Below are 25,829 nucleotides of genomic sequence, written 5' to 3'. Positions count from 1 at the left end.
GCGGCGGTGGAGCCGCATGTCGGGGCCGGTGGGCCGCTGCGGCGTCCGCAGCGGCTGGTTCTCCCAGTAGGCGCGGTAGGCCGCCGCCCGGCGCAGCAGGAACTCCTCCGGCGGCACGTCGTTCTCGGGGGTCCCGCCCGCGTAGTTGTTCTCGGTCTCGTGGTCGTCCCAGGTGACGACGAACGGATGGGCGGCGTGCGCGGCCATCAGGTCCGGGTCCGACTTGTACAGGCCGTAGCGGAGCCGGTAGTCCTCCAGCGTGACCGTCTCGCGGTTGTAGTGGGCGGGCAGCCTGCGGTCGGTGTCGTTGCGTGCGCCGCCGGTGGCCGTGACGGCGTACTCGTAGAGGTAGTCGCCGAGGTGGAGGACGACGTCGAGGTCCTCGTCGGCGAGGTGACGGTACGCCGTGAAGTACCCGTCGTGGTAGGCCTGGCAGGAGACGGCGGCGAGCCTGAGCTCGCTGATGCGGGCGCGCCGGGAGGGGGCGGTCCGGGTACGGCCGACGGGGCTGATCCACTCGCCGGCGCGGAAGCGGTAGAAGTAGACGCGGTCGGCGTCGAGGCCGGTGACGTCCACATGGACGCTGTGGTCGAACTCGGGGTGCGCGGTGGCACCGCCGCGCCGGACGACCCGGGTGAAGCGGGCGTCGTGGGCGAGCTCCCAGCGGACCGTGAAGCGGGCCCGGGGCAGCCCGCTGCCGGGCTCGTAGGGGCTGGGGGCGAGGCGGGTCCACAGCACCACGGACGAGGGCCCCGGGTCGCCGGACGCCACACCGAGGGTGAACGGGTCGGCGCCGATCCGCCGGGCGTCGGCCTCGGCGGCGTGCGCGGTGCCGGGCAGGCCGACGCTGAAGGCCAGCGCGGCGGCGGCCGAGGTGACGGTGAGGAAGGAGCGGCGGCCGAGCTGGTGCGCGGCGGCGGCTCTGAGTTCTGCGGCGTGGTGCGGCTGAACGGTTGTCATAGGGCCCTCCCCTGGCGGATGGTGTCCGCGTCCATGGCAGTGGCCCGTGGCGAATCCTCGTTGTCCGTGGTCCGACATCCGCATGGCGGTCGGGTGAGTTCCGCACCCGCCCGGTGCGCGTACGCTGCGCGACCATGGACGACGTACGCAGGATCGCGGTGGTGACGGGAGCGGGCTCGGGCATCGGCCGGAGTGTCGCGCTGGAGCTCGCGGGCGCCGGCTGGGCCGTCGCCCTGGCCGGCCGCCGGGCCGGTGCGCTCCAGGAGACGGCGGAGCTGGCCGGCGGGGACGCGGACACGCTCTGCGTGCCGGCGGACGTGACCGAACCGGACGCGGTGGCCGCCCTGTTCGGGGCCGTACGGGAGCGCTGGGGCCGGGTGGACCTGCTGTTCAACAACGCGGGCACGTTCGGCCCCGGCGGCATCCCCTTCGCCGACCTGCCCCACGAGGCGTGGCGCAAGGTCGTCGACGTGAACCTGACGGGCGCCTTCCTGTGCGCGCAGGCGGCCTTCCGGCAGATGAGGGACCAGGATCCGCAGGGCGGGCGGATCATCAACAACGGCTCGATCTCGGCGCACACGCCCCGCCCGGACTCGGCGCCGTACACGGCGACCAAGCACGCGCTGACGGGGCTGACGAAATCGATCTCCCTGGACGGGCGGCCCTACTCGATCGCCTGCGGCCAGATCGACATCGGCAACGCGGCCACCGACATGACGCTGGCCATGCAGTCGGGCGTCCGGCAGGCGAGCGGCGAACTGGCGGCGGAGCCCGTGATGGACGCGGCCGACGTGGCCCGGACCGTGCGGCACATGGCGGAGCTGCCGCTGGAGGCGAACGTGCAGTTCGCGACCGTCCTGGCGACGAACATGCCGTACATCGGCCGGGGCTGAGCCGCGCGGGCCCGGCCCTCGAAGGGGGCCGGGCCCCGCCGGGCGGCGTCACGGGGCCGGGCCGCACCCCGGGCCCCAGGCGTCCGGTGATCAGTCCTTGTAGTCGGGCGCGATCCGGTCCAGCAGCCGCAGCATCGCCGCCCAGGCGAGGTCGTAGGCGTCGTCGTCCTGGAAGTCGGCGCTCGCCTCGCCCGCCAGCTGCCGCGCCGTGTACGCGCACACCTCCTCCGGCGGCACCACCAGCGGCACCCCGCTCGCCTGCGCGGTGACCTGGATCTCGCACGCCTTCTCCAGGTAGTACATGCGCAGGAACGCCTGCGCCGCGCTCTCGCCGACCGTCAGCAGACCGTGGTTGCGCAGGATCAGCGCGGGATGCGTGCCGATGCCGGCGACCAGGCGGGCCTGTTCGTCGAGGTTGAGGGCGACGCCCTCGTAGTCGTGGTAGCCGACCCGGTTGTGGAACTCCATCGACATCTGGTTCAGCGGCAGCAGCCCGCCCTGCTGGGCGGCGACGGCGCAGCCCGCCCTGGTGTGGGTGTGCAGGACGCAGTGGGCGTCGGGACGGGCCGCGTGGATGGCGCTGTGGATGACGAAGCCGGCCGGGTTGACCTGGTACGGGGTGGGTCCGACGGGACGGCCGTCCAGGTCGATCCGCACCAGGCTGGACGCGGTGATCTCCTCGAAGAGGAGACCGTAGGGGTTGATGAGGAAGTGGTGTTCGGGGCCCGGCAGCCGCTGCGAGATGTGCGTGAAGATGAGGTCGGTCATCCGGAAGTGGGCCACGAGCCGGTAGACGGCGGCCAGTTCGCGCCGCAGGCGCAGCTCCTCGGCGGCGTACGCCGACGCGTCGGCGTCGGCGGCGGAGGCATCGGCGGCGGAGGCGTCCGAGGCGGAAGCGGCTGCTGCGGCGGGGGTGGCGTCCGAGGCGGAAGCGGCGGCGGGGGTGGCGGTCGGTGCGGCGGTCATGCGGGGGCCCCTTCGGTGGATGCGGTGGTGGGTGCGGTCGCGTGTCCCGCCGGTGCGACGGGGTGCCCGGCGGTCGGGTCGACGACCGGGGTCAGGGGCCGGCCGGTGCGGTGCCAGGCCACGACGTTCTCGGCGGGCCCGCACACGTAGGCGCGGCGCGAGGAGTCGCTCAGAAAGGCGCTGTGCGGGGACAGCTGGATCCGCCGGTGGCCGCGCAGCGGGTCGCCGGCGGGCGGCGGTTCGACGGGGAAGACGTCGAGGGCCGCCCCCGTGAGCCGGCCGGAGGCGAGGGCGTCCAGCAGGGCGGCGGCGTCGACGAGTTCCCCGCGGGAGACGTTGACGAGGAAGGACCCGGGGCGCATCCGCGCGAGCAGCCGGGCGTCCACCAGGGCGCGGGTCTCCGGGGTCAGCGGCACGTGCAGCGAGAGGACGTCCGCCGCCGCGGCGAGGGCCCCGAGGTCGTCGTACCGTGCGACGCCGGCCGGCCATCCGGCCGGGTCCGCGTGCGGGTCGTAGGCGGCGACGCCGCCGAGGACCGGGGCGGCGAGCGCGGCGAAGCGGCGCGCGATCCGGCCGAAGCCGACGAGCCCCAGGGTGAGGCCGCTCGCCCTGCGCGGGAGTTCGGCTGCGGTGAAGTCCTCGCTCCAGCCGCCGGACCGGACGACGGCGTCCGCCTGCGGCAGGCGCCGCACGAGGGACAGCGTGCTCGCGAGGGCGTGGACGGCCACGTCCTCGGTGGCGGCGTCGGGAAGATGGGTGACCCACAGGCCGCGGCGCCGGGCCTCGGCCGTGTCGACCATGTCGTGCCCCGCGGACATGGTGGCGACGATCCGCAGCGAGGGCAGCCGGTCCAGCAGACCGGCGTCGACGCGGGCGTAGCCGACGATCAGCGCCGTGGCGCCGGCGGCCGCGGCGGCGATCACGTCCGGGTCGCGGCTGCCGGCGACCCGGACGTCGAAGCCGGCGTCGGCGAGCAGCCGTGCGCCGGGCTCCGGATCGAGGTCCTCGGTGTCCGTGAACACGGCGATGGGCTGATCCATACGACCCTCAACAGATGATTCGTCGGTCAATGACGAAGTGAACGTACGATTCGATTCAGCTGCTTGTCCATTCTTCGCCGAGTCGTACGCTCGTGATACCGATCACCTTCGCGGCCGACCCCGCGCCGCGTGGCCGAGAATGAGACCGGACCCGGGCGCGGCCGCGCGCGGACCGGGCCGCCGACCCGAGGGGACCGCCCAGGTGGATCTGGACCGCATCGACCTGGCCGTCGTCCGCGAACTGCAGACCGACGGGCGCCTCGCCTACGAGACCCTCGCCCGGCGGGTGGGCCTGTCCCGGCCGGCGACACGGGCCCGCGTCCAGCGGCTGCTCGACTCGGGGGCCGTGCGGGTCGTCGCCGTGGTCCACCCCGAGGTGCGCGGTCTGACCGCGTCCGCCCATCTGTCGGTCGGCACCGACGGGCCGGCCGAGGCGGTCGCCCACCGGATCGCGGCGATGCCCCAGGCGCCGTTCGTCTCGCTGACCGCGGGCCGTCACGCCGTGATGGCCGAACTCCGCACGGAGGGGTTCGACGCGCTGGACCGCGCGATCGCCCGGGTGCGGGCGCTGCCCGGCGTCCGTGCCCTGGACCCGCTGATCGGCACGCGACACCTCAAGGACCCGTATCTGCTCACCCGGAGCCCGACGGCGGGCGACCTGGACGACACGGACCGGCGGATCCTCGCCGAGCTGGAGCAGGACGGGCGGCTGCCCTTCGCCGACCTCGCCGAACGCGTCGGCCTCTCCCCCGGCGCCACCCGGTCCCGGACGCTGCGCCTGCTGGACGGCGGAGTGGTGAAGGTGCTCGCGCTGGTACGGCCCGAGGTCCTGGGCCTCGGCTACCTGTGCGGCTTCGCGCTGCGCCTCACCGGCGAGCGCGAGCCGGTGGCCGCGGAGCTCTCCGGATGGGACCGCGTCTCGTTCCTCTCGGCCTGCCTGGGGCGCGCCGAGCTGGTCGGCACCGTCTCCGCGGAGTCGCTGGGCGCGGTGCGGACCACGCTCGACGCCATGCGGGCGCTGGCCGGCGTGCGGGAGGTGGAGAGCTGGGTCCACCTGGAGCTGGTCAAGGAGCGCTACGACCCGGGGGCACCCCCGCCCGGGCCGCGGGCATAGCCTCAGACGGCGTCCGGCACCGCCTCGTCCCAGGGCGCGGGACCGCTGCCCTCGGTCCAGGCGACCAGCCCGGCGTGGTCCACGCACCGGATCCCGCACTGCTCGGCGTAGTCGGCGGCGGGCTGCGTGAACTCGCCCGTGGTCACGACGACCGCGATCTGGGCCTCGTGCACGGCGAAGCAGGTGCCCCCGAAGCGCTGCACCTCCTGGGAACCGACCTTGTTCACGGGCCCGTACCGCTTGCACTGGACGACCACGCGCCGGCCGTCCGGGGCGGTCGCGAGGACGTCCGCCCCCAGATCGCCCGCGCCGCCGACGACTTCGACGTCGGTGCAGCCGTCCCGTTCGCACAGGGCCGCCACGGCGTGCTCGAAGGCGAGCGCGTCCATGGCGCCGTAGTCGGCGGCCTCGAAGGTCTCCGGCCCCGGGTCGTCGAGCACCTCCCCGGGCTCCGCGAGCACCTCTCCCGGCTCGGCGAACACCTCCCCCGGTTCGGCGACCACGTCCCGCGGCTCCACGAGCACGTCCCCCGCCCCGGGGAGGATCCTCGTCGGCTCGGGCTCATCGGGGAGGACCCCCGCCGTCGCCGGTACGGCCGGCGCGGGCTCCCGCACGGGCAGTTCGGCGGCGGCCCGGTGGGTGGCCTCGACCAGCGTTCCGGCGAGACGGGCCGCGGCACGGCGGCGGCGTGCCTTGCGCAGCCAGGCCGCCGCGGCGACCACCGCACCGGCCACGAGCACCCCCGTCACCGGGTTGTCGCCGACCGCTCCGGCCATGAGTTTCAGTGTGAGCGCGGCCCCGCAGAGCGCCGTCGCGACCAGCGCGAAGAACAGCACCGTCTGCCGGAGACTGAAGGCCCGTCGTGCCGTCACCGGCCGTGGCCGTCGGATGGGTACGGTCATACGCGGCGGTCACCCCCTCCTCGGACGCCCCTCGGGGCGCTGTGATGATCACTTGACTCAACGTGTGCCCAGGCAACGGGCGTTCACGTGTCCGAGGAACCGACTCGCGATCCACGGCCGCGGATCTCCCCCTCCGGCCCCCGGCCGGTCACAGGAAGCGCCGGATGGGGGCGACCGACAGCTCGGCCAGCCGCTGGCGGACGGGGCGCCGCTTCCAGCGGCCGGGCACCATCAGCTCGCTCGCCCGGACGTCGTCGTCGAAGTGCTGGTCGAGGGTGGCGGTGAACTCCTCGTCGAGGACGGCGAGCATGACCTCCTCGTCGTGGTCGAGGGAGCGCCGGTTGAAGTTGGTGGACCCCGTCAGGGCGGCGATCCGGTCCACCGTGATGACCTTGGCGTGCATCATCGTCGGCTGGTACTGGTGGATGCGCACACCGCAGGCGAGGAGTTCCTCGTAGTGGTTCTGGCCGGCGAGCTGGCAGACCCGCTTGTCGGTGTGGGGGCCGGGCAGCAGGATCTCCACCTCGACCCCGCGCCGTGCCGTCGCGCACAGCAGGTCGACGAAGTACTGGTCGGGGGCGAAGTAGGCCGTGGCCAGGCGGAAGCGCTCCTGCGAGGATTCGAGCATGACCCGGATCAGGGTCTGCATGTCCTGCCAGCCGAAACTGGCCGACCCGCGGACGACCTGGACGATCGCGTCACCCTGCGGCTCATGGGCGGTGAAGCGGTCCCGGTCGTCGAAGAGGCAGTCGTGGCACTCCGCCCAGTTCTGCGCGAAGGCGGCGGCGATGCCGTCGACCGCGGGGCCGCGGACCTGCACGTGGGTGTCGCGCCATTCGTTCGCGTTCCGGGCGTCGCCGCACCACTCCTCGGCTATGCCCACGCCGCCGGTGTAGGCCACCGACTCGTCCACCACCAGCACCTTGCGGTGGCACCGGTGGTTCTGCTTGAGCGGCGACAGGTACAGGGGCTTGCGGAACCACGCCACCTCGACCCCGGCCCGGTCCATCAGATCGAGCAGGTCCGCCTCGATGAGGCGGCTGCCGAAACCGTCCAGCAGCAGCCGCACCCGCACCCCGTCACGGGCACGGTCGGCGAGCGCCTGGGCGAAGAGCCGGGCGATCTCCCCGCGCCAGTACACGAACGTCATCATGTCCACGGTGTGCTCCGCCGAGCGGATGCTCTCCAGCATGGCGGCGAAGATCTCGTCCCCGTTGCGCAGCGGCAGCAGCGCGTTCCCCTCCGTGGCGGCGATCCCGATCAACCGCTCCAGCCGGCGCCGCATCCGCTGCTTGCGCTCGTCGAGGGAGGCGGCCGGGGCCGTGGGTCTCTGTTCGTCACATGTACTCGTCACGGTTCCACCTGGGGTCGTGCCGGGCCCGTCGGTGACCGGGTCCCGGCGCCGGTATTCGCCGCATACCCCGGCCACGCCCCGGCAGGCACCGCCACCGCCGAGACCCTCGCCACGCGCCATCCACCCCGGCCACGCTCCGTGACAGGCGCGGACACACCGTGCAGCCTCCGTCCGGGGGCCCCACCGACCTCGGCTCCCATGACCGCCTGCCGGCTCTCCGATTCACCCGTCGTGCTGGAGGCGGGCCGACTCGCCGAGCACCGAGCGGGCGCCCTCGAAGTCGGCCAGGCGGGCCGCGACCGTGGCCACCGCGAGTCGCTCCGGCAGAGCGGTGGAGAACTTCAGGCCACGTACCGCCCGAGGGTCCACAGCGGGCAGTACGAGGTTCTCGCCGACGCTCTCGCGGGCCGCATGCCAGGCTGCCGGTGTGAGGTCCTCGCGCAGGCGCAGCCAACTGTCGGTCGGCCGCTGCACGGGGTCGGCGACCGCCTGGAGAGTGGCCGCGAGGGTCGCGTTCGCCCGGTAGCCGGCCCATGTCCACCACCGGACGTCGGCGCCGACACGCGTGATCAAGGTGCCCCCGGAGTGGACCGTGCCAGGTGCGTCCGTTTCGCGCTGCTCGGCCAGACGTGCCTGTGCCCGCCGGGTGAGGAGGACCGGCGGATCCGCGCCCAGCAGCACCTCCCGCATGGCACGCGTGAGGGCGTACGACAGCCCGGCGACGCCGCCGTTCATCCACTTGGCCACACCGCCGCCGTCGGCCGGCTCGACGAAGACGCGCTTGCGCAGCCAGTCGATGTACGTGACCTGCCAACTGCGTCCGCCGAGCAGCAGCCGCCTGGGCCCGGGGCGTTCCTCCGTAAGGACACTCGGGTCGGTGCGGCCGATCTCCGTGCGTCCGGACAGGACGGTGAACTGCGGAGGCGCGGTGAAGGAGGCGGTCAGTTCGATGAAGTGCCGCTTCCCGAAGCGGCGTTCCGCCTCGGGACCGACGAACAGCATCCCGCCGTCGCTGTCGAGGAAGCCCTCGTCGGCGAGGTGGCGCACGATGGGCGCGGCCGACCGGTCGAACGGGGCGAGGCCGTTCCACTGCCGGTCCCACAGCCGGTCCCCTAGTTTGTGCTGCTGCAGGGTGACGGCGAGCAATTGCTGGGCCACCAGATGGCGCGGCTCCGGTGGCGGAACGACGGGTTCCACCCAGCCACGCGACCAGAGCAGCAGCAGACCCGCCGCCTGCAGCAGGGTGTCCTTGCTGGTGGTGAGGAACAGACAGTTCCGCAGGGTGCCCGCCCGCCGACCGGTGCGGCCGATGCGTTGCAGGAACGAGGCGACGGAGGCCGGTGAGTCGATCTGGATGACGCGGTCCAGGTCGCCGACGTCGATGCCGAGTTCGAGGGTCGACGTGGAGACGATGACGCAGTCGCGGGCCTCGGCGAACGCCTGCTCGGAACGGGTGCGTTCGTCGACGGAGAGCGAGGCGTGGGACAGGAAGACCGTCACCTCGCGCGCCCGGAGCGCGGCTCCCAGCTCCTCGACCTGGCGTCGCGAGTCGCAGAAGACGAGCCGCTTCTCCCCTCGGTGGAGGGCGGCGATCAACTTGGCCGCGTTGTCGAGGGAGCCGACGTAGTCGAGTTCCACCTCGCCTGCGGGCCGGGGCGGCGCCGCGTCGTCGTGCCCACCTCCGGCAGGGGGCGACAGCACCGCCGGGGCGACCACCTGACCGGTACGGCTGCCCGCTCCCGAGCCCTGCAGCCAGCGCAGCAACTGGTCGGGGTTGCCGACGGTCGCCGAGAGCCCCACGCGCTGGATGGCCTGTCCGGTGACCCGCTCCAGCCGCTCGAGCACGGCGAGCAGATGCCATCCCCGGTCGTCACCGGCGAACGCGTGCACCTCGTCGACGACGACGGCACGCACGCTCCCCAGCAGACGTGCATGATCGGTCTTGACGCCGATCAGCATCGCCTCCAGCGACTCGGGCGTGGTCAGCAGGATGTCCGGCGCCTCTGCCCGGAGGCGCTGCCTCACCGACTCCTTGGTGTCGCCGTGCCAGAGCGCAGCCCGCCGCCCCAGCCATTGGGCATAGGTGTCGACGCGGCCGACCAGGTTGTTGAGGAGTGCCTTGAGCGGACACAGGTACAGGACGGACGTACCGGTCCACTTCTGCTCGGTCATCGCCGACAACAGGGGGAAGCAGGCCGCCTCCGTCTTGCCTCCCGCCGTCGGTGCCAGCAGCACCGCGTCCTGCCCGGCCATGAGCGGCGTGATCGCGGCGCGCTGCAGCGGGCGCAGATCGGGCCAGCCGAGGGTGTTGACGATGTGGTGCAGCACGACGGGGTCGAGCCGGTCCAGTACGTCGGCCCCCCCGTCACCTCGATCCCGAGGTCTCCCGTCCGCCATCACAGCTCCAGGTCGATGTCGTCGGCGGACGCGGCGCCTCCTGTGACCGTGGCGGCCAGGTTCCGCTCGATGTCGGTGAGTTCGCTGCTCGCGACGGTGAGCCGGTAGTGCTGCCGTGGGTCGAAGTCCTCGAACTGGTCCACGCGGTCGAGCACGTCCCCGACGAGCTTCTTCAGAAACAGCCGGGGGGCCACCCCGACCTTGCCGCCCAGCGCCCCGCCGACGGCCGTCGCAAGGTCCGCGACATAGGCGTCGTCGACGACCTGCCGAACCCGCTCGGGCGCCTGTGCCGCATCGGCGTAGAGGTCGCGGATGGTACGGCCGAGCCCGGTCAGCGACTCCTGAGTGAACCCCGGAAGCCTGATCTGCACGGAGCGGGGGTTGTCGAAGCGCGGATCGGTCGTGAAGTCGGTGGCCAGCCGCTGGGCGAGCGGGGCCAGTCGCTGCACGCCCTGCTGGCCGTCGTAGAAGGCCGGGGTTCCCGTGATCACCAGATAGAGGCCGGGGAAGCGGCCGGAGTGCACCTCGTCGATGAGCTGCCGCAGCGCGTTGAGGGCCTTGTCGCGGGCGTCGGAGCGTACCCGCTGCAGCGTCTCGACCTCGTCGAGGACCACGAACAGCCCGTTGTGTCCGGAGTCCTTCAGCACGGTGAGCAGCCCCTGCAGGAACCCGAGCGCGCCGAAGTGGTCGAGGTCGCCCCGCACTCCGGCGGACCGCCGTGCGGAGGCGGCCACGTGCGGCTGGCCGCCGAGCCAGGCCAGGACGGCCGCGGCGGTCGCCTCGTCGCCTTCGGCGAGGGCGGCCCGGTAGCCGCGCAGCGCGGTGGCGAACGACGGGGCGTGCCGCGACACCTCGGCGAGCCGTGCGGCGAGCAGTTTCTCCACCGCGGCCGGAAGCTCCTCCTCGGTCGCGCCGTCCGCGAGGGAGTCCTCCTCCAGCGCGTAGAACCAGGCGTCGACGACGGGCCGCAGCGCGCTGGGCGGGAAGCTGGAGGTGGTGAGGCGTTCGGTGAGCCGCCGGTAGACCGTCTCCAGCTTGTGCAGCGGGGTCTCGTTCTCCGAGACCTGGATCTCGGCCACCGCGAAGTTCCGGCGCTTCGCCCGCTCCCCCAGCCAGCGCGTGAAGAACGTCTTGCCGGACCCGTATTCGCCCCGCACGGCCTTGAACACGGAGCCGCCGGACGCGACGGCGTCCAGTTCCGCGTCCAGTGCGGCTTCGAACCGGTCGAGTCCGGTGGCGAGCAGGTCGAGTCCGCTGTCGGGCACGGCACCGCGTCGCAGCGCGTCGATGACGGTACGGCGGCGGGCGGCGCTCACCTGGGCGGGGCGCGGGGATCCGGTGGTGCTCACGGCAACCAGTGTTCCATTTCCCCAGTCGTCTCCGGACGGCGACGGGAAGACGACGGCCCGGGCGCGCACCACCGACACCGTGGCAGGCCCCACTTCGTTGAATCGGTTGACGGTCACCCGAAAACGCTGCTGGAATCACTCTCCGTACATATTTCAGGGTGGGAGTGGGACGAACGTGGCGGCGCTCGACAATGTGAAACTCAAGGACGTCCTCGCGGATGTGGCATCCGGTTCCTTACAGTTGCCCGACTTCCAGCGGAACTGGAAGTGGGACGACGACCGTATCCGCGCCATCATCGCGACGGTGACGCTGGACTATCCGCTCGGCGTGGTGATGACGCTGCAGACGGGCGGCGCCACCCGGTTCCGTTCGCGGACTCTGACGGGCGCGCAGCCGGCGGGCGACCCGAAGGCCGATCTCCTCCTGCTGGACGGGCAGCAGCGCCTCACCTCACTGTTCCAGGCGCTGTGGCTCGACGCCCCGGTGGAGACGGCGGACTCCCGGGGCAAGCCCATCCAGCGCTGGTACTACGTCGACATCGAGAAGGCGATCGGTCCGTCCGCGGACCGCGACGAGGCCATTGTGTCCGTCCCGTCCGACAAGGTGTTCCGCGGCGACTTCAACCGCACGGTGCTGCTGGACCTGAGCACCACGGAGGGCGAGTGCGCGGCGGGCCTCTTCCCGCTCCATCTGGTCTTCGACGCCCAGCGCGTGAACCAGTGGATGATGGCGTACATCAAGGCGGACGAGACCCGGAACTGGGACCTGTGGGGCCAGTTCAACGATGTGGTCCTCCAGCAGATCCGCGCCTTCCAGGTCCCGATGATCCGGCTCGCCGCCTCCACCTCCATGGACGCCGTCTGCGCGGTGTTCGAGCGGGTCAACACGGGCGGTGTGCCCCTGAACGTCTTCGAGCTGCTGACCGCCACGTACGCCGGGGACCGCGACTACGTGGACGGGACCGGGGACTACTACCAGCTGCCCGAGGTGTGGCGGGAGATCAAGCAGGCGCTGGCTGCCAAATACCCGGTGTTCGGCCGTCTGGAGAGCGGCCTCGAGAACGGTCTGAGCAGCATCGACTTCCTGCAGGCCATCGCGCTGGTGCGCACCTGGGAGCGGAAGCAGGCCGGCACCGGGGCGACCGTGTCGTGCAAGCGCCGCGACCTGCTGGACCTCCCCCTGGCCGACTTCGTCCGGCTGGCTCCGAAGCTCGCCGACGCCTTCGCCTGGGTGGGCGACTTCCTGGAGCGTCAGTGCATCGTCCGGCCGAACGATCTGCCGTACAAGACGCAGCTCGTGCCGCTCGCCGCCGTCCGGGCCATCCTGGACGCCGCGCTCGACGGCCTGGGCGCCGAGGAGAGGACCGAGCAGTGGTTCTGGTGCGGGGTACTCGGCGAGATGTACGGCGGCTCCACCGAGACCCGGTTCACCCGTGACGTCGAACAGCTCGTCCCCTGGATCGCGCAGGACGACAGGGCGCCGGACACCGTCACGGACGCATACTTCATCGCCGACCGCCTGGACAGCCTCACCACCCGCAACAGCGCGGCCTACAAGGGCATCTACGCCCTGCTGATCAAGCAGGGCGCGGTGGACTGGCACCACACGGACAGCCCGCTCAAGCCCGGCCGGCTGGACGAGTACGGCGTGGACGTCCGGCAGGTCTTCCCCAAGACCTGGTTCCGGCGGGGCAACAGCGGCGGCCTGCCGACGAGCTCCATCGTGAACAAGACCCCGCTGTCGTACCGCGCTGCGATGGACATGACCGGGGCGCCGTCCTCCTACCTGTCCGCCATGGTCGCGGCGTCCGACATGCGCCCCGAGTGGTTCGACGACGTCGTCGCCACCCATCTCATCGATCCGGAGGCGCTCCGGGACAACGACTACGAGCGCTTCTACCGCGACCGCTCCCGTCAGTTGCAGGATCTGGTGCACGCCGCCATGGGCAAGCGGACCATGCTCCGCGACCTCGCGGAGGACGACGCCCGATGACGAGCACACCCACCGGCCAGGACATCGCCGCGCTCAAGGGCCGTACCGTCCCGGTGCAGGACATCCTCGACCTGTTCCAGGTCCGGGTACGCGACCACCGGACGGTGCACCGCATCGCACAGGCGCTCACGGACGCCGGGCTGACGACCCTGCCGGACTTCGCGGTCTGCGGGCAGCGGAGCAGCGTCGAAGTGGTGCCGCTCGCGTCGATCCCGGCGCAGGCGGGCCCCGTCGATGCGGAGGCGGACGAGACCGAGGAGGCGCTGCCCTCGGCCGCGCTCCCGCAGCGTCTGCTGCTCGGCGACATCCCGTCGGCGCGGAGCGGCCTGCAGTCCGTCAACCCCGCGACACCTCTCTCGCATGCCACGTTCCTGATGCACACCAGCGGACTCTCCCAGGTCCCGGTGACGACCGGTATGGCCCAGCTCCACGGGGTGATCACCTGGGCGTCCGTGGCGAGGATGTACGAGGCGGGCAAGGAGCCGACGGTGGAGAACGCGATGGAGAAGGACTCCGTTCCCCAAGCCGACACCCGTCAGGAGTTCTTCTCCGAGCTTCCGCGTATCCGTGAGCACGGCTACCTCCTGGTCCGCGGCGACGACGGCTGTCTCTCGGGCATCATCACCGCCGCGGACGTCACGGAACGCTTCGAAGGCGCGGCGCGGCCCTTCTTCCTCGTCGGGGAGATCGAGTCCCTGCTGCGCCGCTGTCTGGGCGCCGCGCTGGACGAGGAGGCGGTCAAGGCGGTCCAGACGAACAAGAAAGCCGAGCAGCGCACGGGCAAGGTCTCGGACCTCATGTTCGGCGATTACCTGCGACTGCTGGACGGCGACCAGTCGAAGACGTCGCTGGCCGAGCGTGCCGATGCCAACTGGGCGGCCCTGAAGTGGCCGAGCATGCCGAGGGAGCAGTTCCTCGGCCGCCTGAGGCGGGTGAAGGACATCCGCAACCGGATCGCCCACTTCGACGAGAAGCCGCTGCCGCAGGAGCTGCTCGACGAGCTGCGGACCTTCGCGAAGCTGCTGCGGACGTTCGCGGGGTGAGGCGTCGGGGTGTCCCGGTACTAGTGCCGGGACACCCCTGCCGGCTCAGGCCCGAAGACCGAACTGCTCCCGCAGCAGCGCCTCGTGGAGCCGGAGGGTGCGCCCGTCCGGCAGGGTCTCCAGCACCTGGACGCCGTCGTAGTTGACGAGCTGCCTCAGGACCGCCGCGAAGCCGTCTCCCCGGCCGGTGGGCAGGCCCGCGCGCTGGGCGAGCGCGGTCACGGGCAGGGTGCCGCCCGCGTCGAGCAGCGCGGCGAGTGCCTTGTGGACCTGCTCCTGCTGCGGCTTGCGGGCGAGACCGTCGAGCTGCCCCTGGTACGTCTCCGACCCCAGCAGCGCGGTGATGAGCGCCTCGGTCCGGGAGACGACCGTCGGGGTGAGGAGGGCGTCGTCTCCGCCGGGAGCCAGTTCCACGTCGAAGAGCGCGTCGGGCAGCGACTGGGGGTCGGGCTGCTTCCTGCGCGGCTTCGCGGCTCCCTTCTTCGGACCCGCGACGGTCGGTTGGCCTGCCCGCCCGTCCGGCACCGGGGTTCCCCCGGCCTCGCGTGACCACCACGCCGGCCGCTGGTCCCCCAGCTCCCGCCACCCCTTGGGGTGGTCGGCCCCGAAGGGCAGGAAGGCGAGCACGGGGATGGTGACCTCGGCGAGCGAGGCGCCGCCGTGGTAGCCGGCCTTGAGGTCGGTGTAGCGGGAGTCCGCGTCCCACAGGGCGACGACGGACGCGCCGGGTTCGGGCCAGACCACGCGCGGGCCGGAGAGGGTGATCTCCCGTTCGCCGAGCGGGCCGCCGGGCAGCCGGTGGCGGGCGGACGCGGGCTCGGTGGCCGCCCGGGCGGGCACTCCGTGACGGTCGACGACATGGCCGTGGTCGCTCGTGAGGACGACCGCCATGCCCTGGGCGGACGCCACCCGCAGCAGGTCGCGCAGGCCGGACACGTCGTCGATCCGCCATGCCCCGTCGCCGAGCTTCTGCTCCTTGGCGAGCCGGTCGTCGATGGCGTTGAGGACGACGGCGACATGGGTCCTGCCGTCGGCGAGGGCTTCGGTGAGAGCCGGGGCAAAGGCGTCGCCGGTGGTCTCGGTGCGCAGACTGTCCTTGTGGAAGACGGCGGCCGGGGCTCCGTTCCACAGTTTCAGTGCGGGGAAGAGCCGCTTCTCGTCGGCCTGGGTGCCCTTCATCAGGGTGCCCGCGAAGAGCGACGTCCGGGAGACGGTCGTGAGGGTGGGGAGGGCTGCGGCCATCGCCCGCCGCCGGGGCGCTCCCTCGTCCAGCGGGTCGAACTCCGCCCATGAGCGGCGCAGCGCCTCGGCGAGCTGATGCGCTATGGCCGCGCTCATGCCGTCGAGCACGAGCAGCAGCACCCGTCGCTCGCTCCCGCTCCGGACGACGGGCCCGATCACCCGGTCGAGGAAGCTCTCCACGGTGAGCATGCGGCCGGGCTGCGTCCCGTCCCGCGTCCAGCCGGCCAGCGAGCGAGCGAAGGCTCCGTCGATCTGACGCCGCAGGTACCTCGCGTGCGCGCCCAGGCCGTCGTAGGCGGCCTTCAGAACGGGGTCGGGGTCGCCGCCCGCCTCGATGTGCTCCAGGGCGAGGTCGGCCCAGCCGGTCTCGTCGATGTGCCGCTGCAGGGCGTCGGCGACGGAGCGTTCCTCGACCGGCGGTTCGCCGGCCGTCCAGAGGGCGAGGCGCTGCCCCATGCGGGCGCGTTCGATGCGGGCGGACTCCTCGGGATCGGCGGCGAGCCGGTGCTCCGAGAGACGCCGGAGTGCCTCCTCCACGGCGGCCGGGTCGCTTCCCCCCAGTGCCCTGCCGACGGCGGTGAACCGTGCCTCCAGCCCTCCGCGCAGGACGGGGCTCGTGGCGACGGCCTCCTCGGCTCCGAACTGGCGGGCCAGCACGGCGGCCCGGTCGAGCACGGTGCCGCTGGTGCGGCGTGCCTCGCGGGCCCGGTCGGCGGTGGTCCCCTCGGTCCGGTGTCCGGCCGTCAGCAGGGTGCCCGCGTACTCCTCGGCGGACCGGCCGAAGGCGGCCACCAGGGCGTCGAGCTGTTCGCCCACCGCCGGCGGCTGGTCGCCGAAGTAGCGTTCGGCCCGCCCACGGGCCCGATACGTCTCGGGGGCCGGTTCCGCGTGCTGCCACAGGGCGGCGCACACGAGGCCGAAGGCGGCGGCGTCCGCGCCGCGCTCGGCGTCGACGAGGGCGAGCAGGGCGCGTCCGGCGGGACCGGCCTGGTCCTGCTCGCCCAGGAAGGCCGTCAGCCCGGCACGCTCGGGGCCGCGCAGGCCGAGCAGCCGCTCGGGGGCTCCGGGCCGGGTCGACCAGTGCAGCAGGGTGTGTGCGTCGAGCCGGTCCTCACCGGCTCCGCGCGTGCCGTCCTCGCTGTCGTACCGGCCGAGGCGCAGGCGGCGCTGGGCGAGTGCGGTGAGGGCGTACTGCCGGGAGAGCCAGCCGCCGGGGACGGGTGTCCAGCCGCCGGGCGGGGTGGCGTCGAGCAGCGCCTCGGCCGCCCAGTTGACGTCTTTGAGGCGGGGGTCGATCTGCCGGGCGCCGAACGCCTCCCGCACGACGTCCCAGCTGTCGACGGTGTCGATGCGCAGCTTGTGGACGCGGGCGAGGATCGCGGGGTCGAGTTCGCTCTGCTCCCGGTCGGTGAGGACGACCAGGACGGCCGGGCCGGGGCGGCGTCCCGCCATGTGGTCGAGGACGAGTTCGTGGACGGCGAGCGGCGAGGGCGCCGCCGCGACACCGGCCGTCCGGCCGTCCCCCCAGGCGGGTTCGGCCGGGCCGTCCCACTGCGGCACCGACCGGAGCAGCACGGTCCGGCGCCTGCCGCCGCCGTCCTCGGTGAGGGAGGCGGCGAGGGAGGACTGCGAGGAGAGGTACTGGGTGACGGTCGCGGTGTTCAGCCGGACGGCGCCCGGGGCGGCGGCGACGGTGTCCGTCATTCGACGACCTTCCAGGTGATCTCGACGGTCGCGTCCGGGTGGCGGGCGGCCAGTTCGGCCAGCTCCGCCCGCAGGTCGGCGGCCGCGCGGGACACCGTCGTGCGACGGCCGCCGGCCCTCCGCACGGTGCCGCCGCCGGCGGGAGCCGGCGCGGGCGTCTCCGGCGGGGCGTACGGGATGCGCGGGTCGCTGGACACCGTGTCCAGAGGCAGGTCGTCGGCCACGGGCTGCGGCGCGACGGGGGCGGCGGTCGGCGCGGCGGCGGCCTGGCTGCGCTTCACCAGGGCGACGACCTCGCGCTGGGTGCGGGAGAGGGCGTCGCGCAGATCCGCGGTGCGCTGGTCGTCGCGGGCCACGTTGCGCAGCGAGTCGAGCAGCGCCTCGCCCTCGGGGCCGAGCCCGGCGGCGAGTTCCAGGGTGCTCCAGGGCGCGGAGGCGACGGCCTCCGCCACACTGCGGGCCTGCTTGATCGAGGTCCCGTACCGGTCGGCGCTGGTCTGGCCGATGTCGAAGCCGGCGAGGGCCTCCACGGTCTTCTTGGCACCGGCCGCGCCCTTGCCCGCCTCGGCGGTGAGCGCGTCCAGAAGCTGCAGGGAACGGCGGGCGAGGGCGAGCCGTCCGGTGTCGGTGGTCTGCCCGAGGCCGAGGAAGGCGGCGTGCGCCTCCAGCTGGTGCACCAGGTCGGCCGCGTGGTCGCGGTGGGTGCGGGCCGTCTCGATGATCTGGCGGGCGAACTGGTTGACCATGCGGCCGCGCCGCAGGGCGGGGGGCTTCGCACCGAAGACCGTCTCGAAGCGCTGCCGCGCGGTGTCCCAGTCGGCCTCCGCCGGAAGGGGCTGGCTGCGCAGCGCGTCGTGGTCCTTGATCGCCGACAGCTCGGGCGCGGGATCGAGCACCGTGCCGCCGCGGACCCACACCCGGTCGTCCATCTCGGCGAAGGCGCCGACGACGAGCCGGGCGAGGAAATCGGGCAGGCCGCGCGGGTCGGGCTTGTCCGTCCAGTCGGTGAGGGTGATCAGGGACAGGTCCCCGGTGACGCCCTGGGCGCTGGCGAGCTGGCGGAAGTGGTCGGCCCAGTAGCGGGACAGCTCGAAGTACGCCTCCTTCTGCTGTCCGAGGCGCAGGGGCCCGGCGATCCGCTGCATGAGCTTGCGGTCGGCGGCCGGGACCTCGACGCGCCCGTCCCGCGCCTCGGCGGCGGCCCGGACATGGGTGAACACCTTGCGGGTGTCTGCGGACTTGACGGCGGTGCCGGTGGCGTCGGGGTCGAGGTCGGGGTGCGCCGGGTACTGGTGGGCGAGCAGCCTGCCGGTGATGTGCCGGATGCCGTCGTGGAGGCTCTGGCCGAACGACAGCGTGAGGCCGTCGACGTCGGGCAGCGGGACGAGGTGCTGGTCGAAGTCGGCCACGACGTCGGCGGCCTGCTTCTGGGCGAGCCCGTACGCCTGCTTGAAGGCGCCCTTGACCTGCTTGAGCAGCGCCTCGCGCTGGGTCTCCAGGAGGCCCTTGGCACGGCTGCGGTTGTCGGCGTTGAGGTGGCCCGCGTACTGGGTGTCGAAGCGGTGCTCGTCGGCGAGGGCCTTGTCGATGACGACGAGGCGACGGAAGTCGGCGAAGCGCTGCGCGGACAGATGCGCGGGCAGCCAGGCGACGATGCGGGACCGCTCCCCCTGCTGCCGCTCGCGCAGCCGCTGGATCCGGTTGACGTCGTCGACCGGTCCCCACTCGCCCTCGTCGAAGGGGAGGTCAATGGCGATCCGCCAGCGGCCCTCCTCCTGCGGCATCAGGTCGTGGTCGGGCAGTTCGTCCTCGTCGGCGACGTTGCCGAAGACGATCTCGGCGGTGCGCGAGGTGCCGCGCCAGGTGAAGCCGATCTGGTCGCTCAACTGGCCGTGCTCGACCCCCAGTTCCTCGGACAGCAGCCGCCGGGCGAGGGCGRCCCGGTTGCCGGGGTTGTCGTTGACCTGTGCGTTGGCGATGACGGAGTCCACGTCGACGCCGGACAGCTCCAGCCGGACGCCGGGGTTGGCGTCGGTGCCGGTCTCCTTGATCTCGGGGAACCGGGCCGCCCACTCGGCGACCTTGTTCTTGATGATGCCGACCTCGGCCCCGGGGATCGGTGCGAGGACCGACCCGTGGTTGAGGGCGCCGAGCCGCCGGATGGTCAGCTCGGCCAGGGAGGGCACGCTGGGCGCGAGCGCGGACAGCAGCAGGGTGCACACGAGCCGGTTGTCGCCGGTGAACATCCGGCAGCGGTTGGCCCGCTGCGGGTCGGTGACGGTCTCGGGCCTGGCGCGGTACTGCTCGACGTCGTCCTCGGTGAGGTCGTACGAGGTGAGGAGATAGGGCCGCAGTTTGGTCTTGTAGAGCTTGTCGGCCGCGTCGAAGACGACCTTCAGGCTGTCGGTGAACGGCTTGTCGCCGCCCTCGGCGATCACCGGGTAGAGGTCGCCGACGGGGACGAGCTGGCCGAGCCGGATCTCGTCCCGGTGGTCGGCGAGGAGCTGGCCCATCAGCTTCAGACCGGTGCGGGAGCGCTGCAGCGCGGAGGAGATGTGGACGAGGGTGTCCATAAACGCGGGCGAGAACGGGTACGTCAGGCGGAACGACTCCGCGTCCGCCCCGGTCGTTCCCTTCTCCGACCCGAGCAGGGTGTCCCAGACCTGGGTGCCGACCCTCTTGGTCTTCTCGAAGGCCTCCTCGACCTGCCGTTCCGCCTCCGCGTCCTTCGGCTTGAGGATGCGCGCGTGGGCGATCTGGGGGAGGTTGCGGTCCTCCAGGGTGATCTTGTCGAACCGGCCGGAGGCGAGGTTCAGAGTGTCCTGGATGGAGGCCTCGGCCGCACCGGACACCTCCTCTCCGACGAGTTCGCGCAGGTCGCGCTGGCGGGCGATGAACGACACGACGGGGATGGCGCGGCGGGCGTCGCCGCCCTCCACGAAGTTCGTGATCTTGCTGGCCTCACGCGCGACGAACTTCTGCTCGTGGATGAGGGTCGCGAGCCAGAGGATCAGCTCGTCCAGGAACAGGATCAGGCCGTCGTAGCCGAGCGACTTGGCGTGCTCGGCAATCACGGAGAGGCCGGGGTCCAGGGAGATGAAGCCGTGCTCGTCCTCGGCGGCGTTCTTCGCGAAGCCGGGGAAGAGGTGGGTGGCGGCGTCGTTGACCAGCTTGGCCCGCAGTTCGGACGGCGTGGAGGGGTTGCGGAGGTCGAGCGGGGTGCCCCCCTCGTGGTCCTCCTCGGCGGCGAGCGCGGTGTCGAGAAGCTGCGGGGTCCAGGCGAAGCCCTCGCCCCACTCGTCCTCCTCGCCGTCCTCTGCGTCGCTCCCACCGGCCAGGTTGCGGATGACCGCCTCGTCACCATAAGAGGCGCGTTGGGCACGAATGTCGTCGAAGAGACCGTCGGTCCGGTACACCTGCGGAGTCGGAGCGTCCTTACACATCTTCTTGACGTGGGTGACATAACCGCCGAGCACTCGCTGCTCAAGAGACTTGGCGCCGAGCATGTGGTACGGCACGAGAAGGAACTTCTTGCCGTCCGTGGTCAGCCACTCGTGCTTGGTCAGCACCGGGTCGAACTCGGTGCGGGCGCGGGCTGACGGGTCACCGCTCAGCAGCGCGTACAGCACGGCCATGAAGTGCGACTTACCGGAACCGAACGAGCCGTGCAGATAGGCAGCCTTGGAGCGGTGGCCGTCGAGCGAGGACTTGATGAGCGCCAGCGCCTCGTCGAAGTTCTCCAGCAGCCGCTCGGTGACGACGTAGTCCTTGAGCGCGTTCCGCGCGCCTTCGGGTGTCGTCGCCTCGGCGAGCGACAGCACGAAGTCCGAGGTGGAGATCTTCTTCTTGATGTCGATGACATCGCGGAGGAGGGGCGGCTGGGCCATTGCGGGTCTCGCTCTCCCTGACAGTGGTCGGTTCTGCTGCTCGTACTCGGTGTCGCGCGGTGTCCGCCGCCAAGGCCCCGAGGCCGGTCCGACTCGTCCTGAACGTCACCCGTACGGCCCGCGCCAGCAGCCTACATCCGTACATCCGTCGACCACATGCCGTATGCCGGTGCGCACCCTCCGTGCGACCGGCCGCGGCGCCTTGGCCGGGTACTACGGCCGGGGCTGTCCCGACCGGTGGGCGTCCAGCAGGTTCCGGCCCGCGACCGTGAACGGGTGCTCGGGGCCGAGGCCGCGGGCCCGCCGCTCGACGACGTCGGTCATCAGCGCGATCGCCTCCTCCCGGTGTCCGAGCGCGGCCCTGGTCCGGGAGAGAAGCTGCCGGGCGGCGAGGACGACCGGGTGGTCGGGCCCGAAGCGCCGTACGTACGCGTCGGCGACGGACCGGATCCCGCTGTCCGCCTCCTCGTGGCGGCCCAGCAGGTACAGCGCCCAGGCGTGGTTGTGCCGGGCGCCCAGGGTCACGGTGTGGTCGGGTCCGAGGTACCGCTCGCACTCCGACGGCAGCGTGAGCAGCGCGCCGCCTTCCTCCGTGGCGACGTCGGCGGCCGGCAGCATCTCCAGCAGGCTGGCGCGTGCCCGCAGGGTCAGCGGGTGCGCGGGGCCGAGCGCGGAGCGCCGTCCCACGACGGTCTCGCGGAGCAGGGCGACGGCTTCCTCGCGCCGGCCGAGGTTCGCCAGCACGAGCTGGAGGCCGTAGCCGGTGTCCGTGGTGTCGGGGTCGTCGGCGCCGAGCAGGCGCTGCTGGGCCTCCCGGACCGCACGGAGCACCTCCTCCGCTTCCGTGTACCTGCCCAGCCGGAAGAGTGCCCGCCCGGCCCGGGAGCGTGCGGCGAGCACCGCCCGGTGCTCCGCGCCGAGGAGCCGCTGCCCGAGGTCCGCCGCGGTGTTCGCGGTCTCCCTGGCGGAGAGGTAGTCCCCGGTCCGGTGCAGGGCGACCGCGAGCCGCGTCGCGAGGGACAGGGCGTCGGCCGCGGACGGCACTCCGGTGCGGCGCAACAGGGCCAGCGCGTGCGGGACGAGCAGGCGCAGGCGGGGATCGTGCGGCCCGGCGTCGGGCACGGCGGGCACGGCCGCGTCGAGCAGGTGGGCGGCCGTGGTGTCGAGGGCGGGCACCAGGTCGGCGGGGGTGGCCGCGGCGACGCTGTCGAGCAGGATGCCGTGGCTCTGGACGCACCGCGTGCCGGCTGCGTCGACCAGCTCGGAGAGTGACTGGTCGAGGAGGGCGCGCAGGGCGGTCTCGGTGCGGGCACGGGGCAGCACGGCGTCGACACCGGCGTGGTTGAGCAGGGCCAGGGGCAGGGGTTCGGCGGCGAACCGGGCCAGCAGCCTGAGCAGGGCAGCCGCTTCGGGCAGACCGCGCGCCTCGAACGCGTCGAGGGTGAGCTGCCAGGTCAGGCCGACCAGGTGGCGGGGATCGGCCGTGGACAGCGCGTCAGCTCCCCGGTCGATCAGCCGGACCCGTTCGTCCCCGTCCAGCTGGTCCCCGTAGGCGTCCAGCGTCCACGGGTCGATGACCTGGTTCGAGAGGAAGCCGCCCGCCAGCGTGAGGGCGAGCGGCAGCCGCCCGAGCCGGTCCGCGACCCGCGCCGCCTGTTCCGCCGTCCCGCTGTGCGGTGCGAGGTCGCGCAGCACGAGCGCGGCGTCCTCGCGGGGCAGGACGCCGATGTGCTGCAGTTCGGCGCCCGGCCACCAGCGGGGCCCGGCGCGGCGTGTGGTCACCAGGACGGTGCCGCGCGGGCTGGTGCGCAGCCAGTCGCCGTCCCGCAGGATCGCCGGATCGTCGGTGTTGTCCAGGACGAGCAACCAGGGTTCGGCAGAGCGGTCGAGGTACTGCCAGACGAGATCGGCGGCGGGGCGCAGCCCGTTGCGCGCGGCAAGCAGTTCGGCGTCGGCCGCGCCCCGGTCGGCGGCGACGGCGAGCATGCCCGCCCGCAGGCTCGCACGGTCGGCGGCGTTGACCCACAGCCCCACCCGGCCCTGTTGCCCGGTGACCTCGTCGAACAGGGCGCAGGCGACCGCCGTCTTGCCCGAACCGCCCATGCCGTGCAGCACGTAGACCTGGCCTCCACGCTCCGCCCGGACGCTCTCCCGCAGGCGTTCCATCACCTCGCCGCGGTCGCGCAGCGCGACGGGGCACCGGCCGACCGCCGGGCGGCGCACGGAGTCCGGACCGCCGGGCTCGGGCCGGCCGGCACCGTAGTGGTGGTGCTCGGTGATGTGCTGGTCGCCCCGCGACTGGTAGACGCGCCCCTGGTCCTCGGCGTGACCGTCCGTCCCGCCCGTCATCGCTCGGTGATGTGCTGGTCCCGCCCCGCCTGGTAGACCCTGCCCTGACCGGACGCGGTGGCGTGCTGGCTGAGCTGCCGTGCGGCAGCCCCGTCCGGGTCGAGTCCGTCGAGCAGTGCGCGCAACTCCTCGACGGCGGAGGGCTGGGCGACGAGCAGCCGCCGGACCGCCCCCTGCCACTGGAGCCGTAGTTCGTCCAGGGTCTGCTGGTCGTCCGCGGCAACGGCGGCCAGGACGTCCTCTCGACCGGCCTCCAACTCGGCGGCGACGGTGTCGGCGCGCTCGGGCTGCGCCCGGCGCCAGAGGCGCGTGATGCCGTCGCGCAACTGCTGCCATGCGTCGGTCGCCATCAGCACGACCACGGTGGTCCCCGCGCTCTGCGCGAGCAAGGCCACTTCCGGGTCCACAGCCACCCCTCCGTTCGACCGGTTTTCGGACAGCGGAACTGAAAAGCATCAAGTGTCAGGCGTGCGGTGCGATCGTCATGTCATCCGAGGTCATTCCCGTCCAGGGCGTCATGAGACAGAGAGGAACCAGTCCTCGTCATCACCCCCCGGAACGGGGTCTGACGCCTGGTCAGGTCGTCGCGATGAAGGCTACAGTGAGTCACTCGACCGATCGAGGGGGCGATGGGATTGTCCAGGCCATGGGAAGCGGATCCGGAGACGGGCTTCAAGCGCCGCCTGGGAAAGTCACCCCAGGAACTCGGCAACACCACGGGAACCCCCGACTGCCCCGACATCTGGGAACTCGACAACGGCGACATCGCCGTCATCGGCCGTGACCTCACCGAGTCTCTCGGCAGGAACCTGCCCGACGGTGTCTCGATCGGATCGGACGAACGACTCGTCGTCATCCCCAGGAACATGCTCGTCGCGGCGAAGCCGGACATCCCCGGTGTTTGACTCCTTCGCGGGCGCCCCTTCCACCCGCCTGGACCGTCCCGCGTACCACGCCGACCTCGGCCGGATCTATTCCGGTGGCGGGATCGACTTCCTCAACAAGCTGGAGCGCGGCCAGCACTTCCAGGAGGGCGGTTTCCCGAGCTGGGAGGCGTTCGCCGCCGGCGACTGGGAGCGGGCACTGGCGCTGGCCGACGAGCGGCGTGAGGAGTACGCGCAGGAGCTGCGAAAGGCGTCGCGCTCGGGTGTCGCGCACCGGCGGCTGCGGGTGGTGGAATTCCCCGTCACGCCGTATGTGCAATGGGAATTGCACGTCTTGCGGGTGCGCGTGGAAGCGGGTGACGACATCAGGGTTCTCGACGCTCGCGCGATCGCGGACATCGAACGGACCCGGCCCGTTCCGGAGGTCGTGGTGCTCGGCGATGTGGTGATGTACGAGGTCGTGTACGACGCCGAGGGAAACGCGGACGGGGCGCGTCGCTACGGCGATCGCTCTCTGATTCGGGAAACGAACGCGGGATTCGACGCACTCTACGAGCGCGGCGAGGAGTTCCGCGCGTTCTTCGACCGGGAGATCGCCGACTTGGCCCCGCCACAGGTGACCGGTGCGCCGGAGGGCTCTCGCGGCTCCCGGTGATCAGCGGGCGGGAGAACGAGTGAGTCTCCGTGCCGCGATACCACCGCGCCCGATGCTGACGCGGGCGACGGCCGTACCCGCCGCGCGCGGGCGGGTACGGCGGCGCTCGGCATCAGGACTGGGACTCCTCCCGCGTCACAGCGCTGTCGTCCGCATCGCGCTGGCGAGGGGGCGCCGGGGTCACGGAAGTGTCGTCCTCCACGACTTCGCCGACGATGATGTCCCCGTCCGTCACCCGGTGCGACGGGTCCGCCAGCGGCAGGTCGGCGAGGTGCGTCTTGAGCCTCTTGGCCATCGGGAGGAAGGTCGCGAGCGTGAGCCCGCCCGACACGGCGGCCCCGACGAGAGGGATGGCCTTGGAGACGGTCTTCGCGAAGGACTCCTTCGTCATCTTGACGCCGATGAAGGCGGCGACCTTCTTCACGATGGGATAGACGACGCCGTGGGTGAGCGCCTTCTGCGGCAGCTTCTTGGCCACCTGCTCCGACATCATCCCCGCGACCTTCCCCACGGCTGCGTTCGCCGACTGGGTCCCGAACATCACGCCGAAGAACAGCGTGAGGACGCTCACGGTGGCGTCGTCGACGTCCTCGCCCTCGCCGGAGAAGAGGTCGGGCCAACTGTAGAGATAGGCGAGCTTCTGCGAGATGCGCAGCATGTGGCCGATGTACTGGGCCAGGTCGGCAGGCACCGTGGCGGGAAGGGCGATGATGCCGGGTATCCCGGCCGCGGCGGAGAGGGCGCTGACCTTGGCGGTTTCGTAGCGGATGGATTCGCCGGCCACCTTGTCGAGCAGGTCGACGGGGATTCCCGCCGCGGCGGGGGTCTCCTCTATCGCCTGACGAATCTGCTCCTCGGAGCAGCGACGGGCCAGCGCACTGCGGAGGTACGCCTCCCTGTCGATCCGCACACCCGGAAGCTTCGCCGCCGCCAGCAGCAACGTGAAGAAACGCGACTCGGCGTTCTCGACCTCTTTACCCTGCTTCATGCCAGGAACCTACAGTAGCTCCGGCACCTGATGACCGGGCTTGGTCCAACTCGGTTCGCTTCGCGGACACATGGACGGGAAAACAGCGCGTACATGCACAACAGAGCTG

The 25,829-nt window shown here is 72.3% G+C and carries 18 protein-coding genes; 6 read left to right on the top strand and 12 right to left on the bottom strand.

Features of this window, described 5'->3' with window-relative positions; all coding sequences use genetic code 11:
* Positions 1-960, bottom strand: a 960-nt coding sequence (locus EAO77_RS19940; protein ID WP_187283321.1) for an alkaline phosphatase D family protein, incomplete at its 3' end; no start/stop codon positions are given.
* A gap of 134 nt (positions 961-1,094) precedes the next feature.
* On the opposite strand from EAO77_RS19940, the gene EAO77_RS19935 reads away from it, so the two are divergent.
* Positions 1,095-1,853 (top strand): SDR family oxidoreductase, encoded by a 759-nt coding sequence (locus EAO77_RS19935; RefSeq protein WP_187283320.1) that lies wholly within the window; start codon positions 1,095-1,097, stop codon positions 1,851-1,853.
* A gap of 90 nt (positions 1,854-1,943) precedes the next feature.
* Here the strand turns inward: EAO77_RS19935 and EAO77_RS19930 are convergent, their stop codons facing one another.
* Positions 1,944-2,819 (bottom strand): class II aldolase/adducin family protein, encoded by an 876-nt coding sequence (locus EAO77_RS19930; RefSeq protein WP_261994040.1) that lies wholly within the window; start codon positions 2,817-2,819, stop codon positions 1,944-1,946.
* Positions 2,816-3,859, bottom strand: coding sequence for a C-terminal binding protein (locus EAO77_RS19925; RefSeq protein WP_147989647.1), 1,044 nt, complete (start codon positions 3,857-3,859; stop codon positions 2,816-2,818). Before EAO77_RS19925 ends, EAO77_RS19930 begins: the two co-directional genes overlap by 4 nt.
* Before the next feature lie 202 nt (positions 3,860-4,061).
* Between EAO77_RS19925 and EAO77_RS19920 the strand changes: the two genes are divergently transcribed.
* Positions 4,062-4,973 (top strand): Lrp/AsnC family transcriptional regulator, encoded by a 912-nt coding sequence (locus tag EAO77_RS19920; RefSeq protein WP_147989646.1) that lies wholly within the window; start codon positions 4,062-4,064, stop codon positions 4,971-4,973.
* Positions 4,974-4,975: 2 nt separating this feature from the next.
* On the opposite strand, the gene EAO77_RS19915 is transcribed toward EAO77_RS19920, so the two are convergent.
* The 4 genes from EAO77_RS19915 to brxD form a co-directional block, all read right to left on the bottom strand.
* Positions 4,976-5,875, bottom strand: coding sequence for a restriction endonuclease (locus EAO77_RS19915; protein ID WP_147989645.1), 900 nt, complete (start codon positions 5,873-5,875; stop codon positions 4,976-4,978).
* Positions 5,876-6,023: 148 nt separating this feature from the next.
* The gene (locus EAO77_RS19910) at positions 6,024-7,160 is read right to left on the bottom strand and encodes a phospholipase D-like domain-containing protein (protein ID WP_147989651.1); all 1,137 of its coding nucleotides are present in this window, start codon (positions 7,158-7,160) and stop codon (positions 6,024-6,026) included.
* 291 nt (positions 7,161-7,451) lie between these two features.
* Positions 7,452-9,626 carry a DEAD/DEAH box helicase gene (locus tag EAO77_RS19905; protein WP_147989644.1) on the bottom strand — a complete coding sequence of 725 codons (2,175 nt, stop codon included), beginning with the start codon at positions 9,624-9,626 and terminating at the stop codon, positions 7,452-7,454.
* Positions 9,626-10,975 (bottom strand): BREX system ATP-binding protein BrxD, encoded by a 1,350-nt coding sequence (brxD, locus tag EAO77_RS19900; RefSeq protein WP_147989643.1) that lies wholly within the window; start codon positions 10,973-10,975, stop codon positions 9,626-9,628. Before brxD ends, EAO77_RS19905 begins: the two co-directional genes overlap by 1 nt.
* A 175-nt stretch (positions 10,976-11,150) precedes the next feature.
* Between brxD and EAO77_RS19895 the strand changes: the two genes are divergently transcribed.
* Entirely contained in the window at positions 11,151-12,968 is a 1,818-nt protein-coding gene (locus tag EAO77_RS19895) for a DUF262 domain-containing protein (protein WP_147989642.1), read from the top strand.
* Positions 12,965-14,011 carry a CBS domain-containing protein gene (locus EAO77_RS19890; RefSeq protein ID WP_147989641.1) on the top strand — a complete coding sequence of 349 codons (1,047 nt, stop codon included), beginning with the start codon at positions 12,965-12,967 and terminating at the stop codon, positions 14,009-14,011. The genes EAO77_RS19895 and EAO77_RS19890 overlap by 4 nt, the downstream gene beginning before the upstream one ends.
* A 45-nt stretch (positions 14,012-14,056) precedes the next feature.
* Here the strand turns inward: EAO77_RS19890 and pglZ are convergent, their stop codons facing one another.
* The 4 genes from pglZ to EAO77_RS19870 form a co-directional block, all read right to left on the bottom strand.
* A complete protein-coding gene (pglZ, locus tag EAO77_RS19885; RefSeq protein ID WP_147989640.1) occupies positions 14,057-16,957 on the bottom strand; it encodes a BREX-2 system phosphatase PglZ in 2,901 nt (966 codons plus the stop codon).
* The gene (locus EAO77_RS19880) at positions 16,954-20,844 is read right to left on the bottom strand and encodes a phage resistance protein (protein ID WP_147989639.1); all 3,891 of its coding nucleotides are present in this window, start codon (positions 20,842-20,844) and stop codon (positions 16,954-16,956) included. The genes pglZ and EAO77_RS19880 overlap by 4 nt, the downstream gene beginning before the upstream one ends.
* 213 nt (positions 20,845-21,057) lie before the next feature.
* Positions 21,058-23,193 carry a tetratricopeptide repeat protein gene (locus tag EAO77_RS19875; protein ID WP_147989638.1) on the bottom strand — a complete coding sequence of 712 codons (2,136 nt, stop codon included), beginning with the start codon at positions 23,191-23,193 and terminating at the stop codon, positions 21,058-21,060.
* The gene (locus tag EAO77_RS19870) at positions 23,190-23,600 is read right to left on the bottom strand and encodes a hypothetical protein (RefSeq protein WP_147989637.1); all 411 of its coding nucleotides are present in this window, start codon (positions 23,598-23,600) and stop codon (positions 23,190-23,192) included. Before EAO77_RS19870 ends, EAO77_RS19875 begins: the two co-directional genes overlap by 4 nt.
* A gap of 228 nt (positions 23,601-23,828) precedes the next feature.
* On the opposite strand from EAO77_RS19870, the gene EAO77_RS19865 reads away from it, so the two are divergent.
* Both EAO77_RS19865 and EAO77_RS38710 read left to right on the top strand, forming a co-directional pair.
* On the top strand, positions 23,829-24,098 hold the full coding sequence (locus EAO77_RS19865; protein ID WP_147989636.1) for a hypothetical protein: 270 nt from the start codon (positions 23,829-23,831) through the stop codon (positions 24,096-24,098).
* A complete protein-coding gene (locus EAO77_RS38710) occupies positions 24,091-24,732 on the top strand; it encodes a DUF6879 family protein (RefSeq protein WP_187283319.1) in 642 nt (213 codons plus the stop codon). Before EAO77_RS19865 ends, EAO77_RS38710 begins: the two co-directional genes overlap by 8 nt.
* A 112-nt stretch (positions 24,733-24,844) precedes the next feature.
* Here EAO77_RS38710 and EAO77_RS19855 read toward each other — a convergent pair whose 3' ends face one another.
* On the bottom strand, positions 24,845-25,720 hold the full coding sequence (locus tag EAO77_RS19855; protein WP_147989635.1) for a hypothetical protein: 876 nt from the start codon (positions 25,718-25,720) through the stop codon (positions 24,845-24,847).
* Positions 25,721-25,829 lie beyond the last annotated feature (109 nt).

This window comes from Streptomyces sp. T39, from assembly GCF_008042045.1.
Lineage (GTDB): Bacteria > Actinomycetota > Actinomycetes > Streptomycetales > Streptomycetaceae > Streptomyces.
Note: the sequence above shows the minus strand (reverse complement) of the source record. Positions and strands in the feature narration are given on the sequence as shown.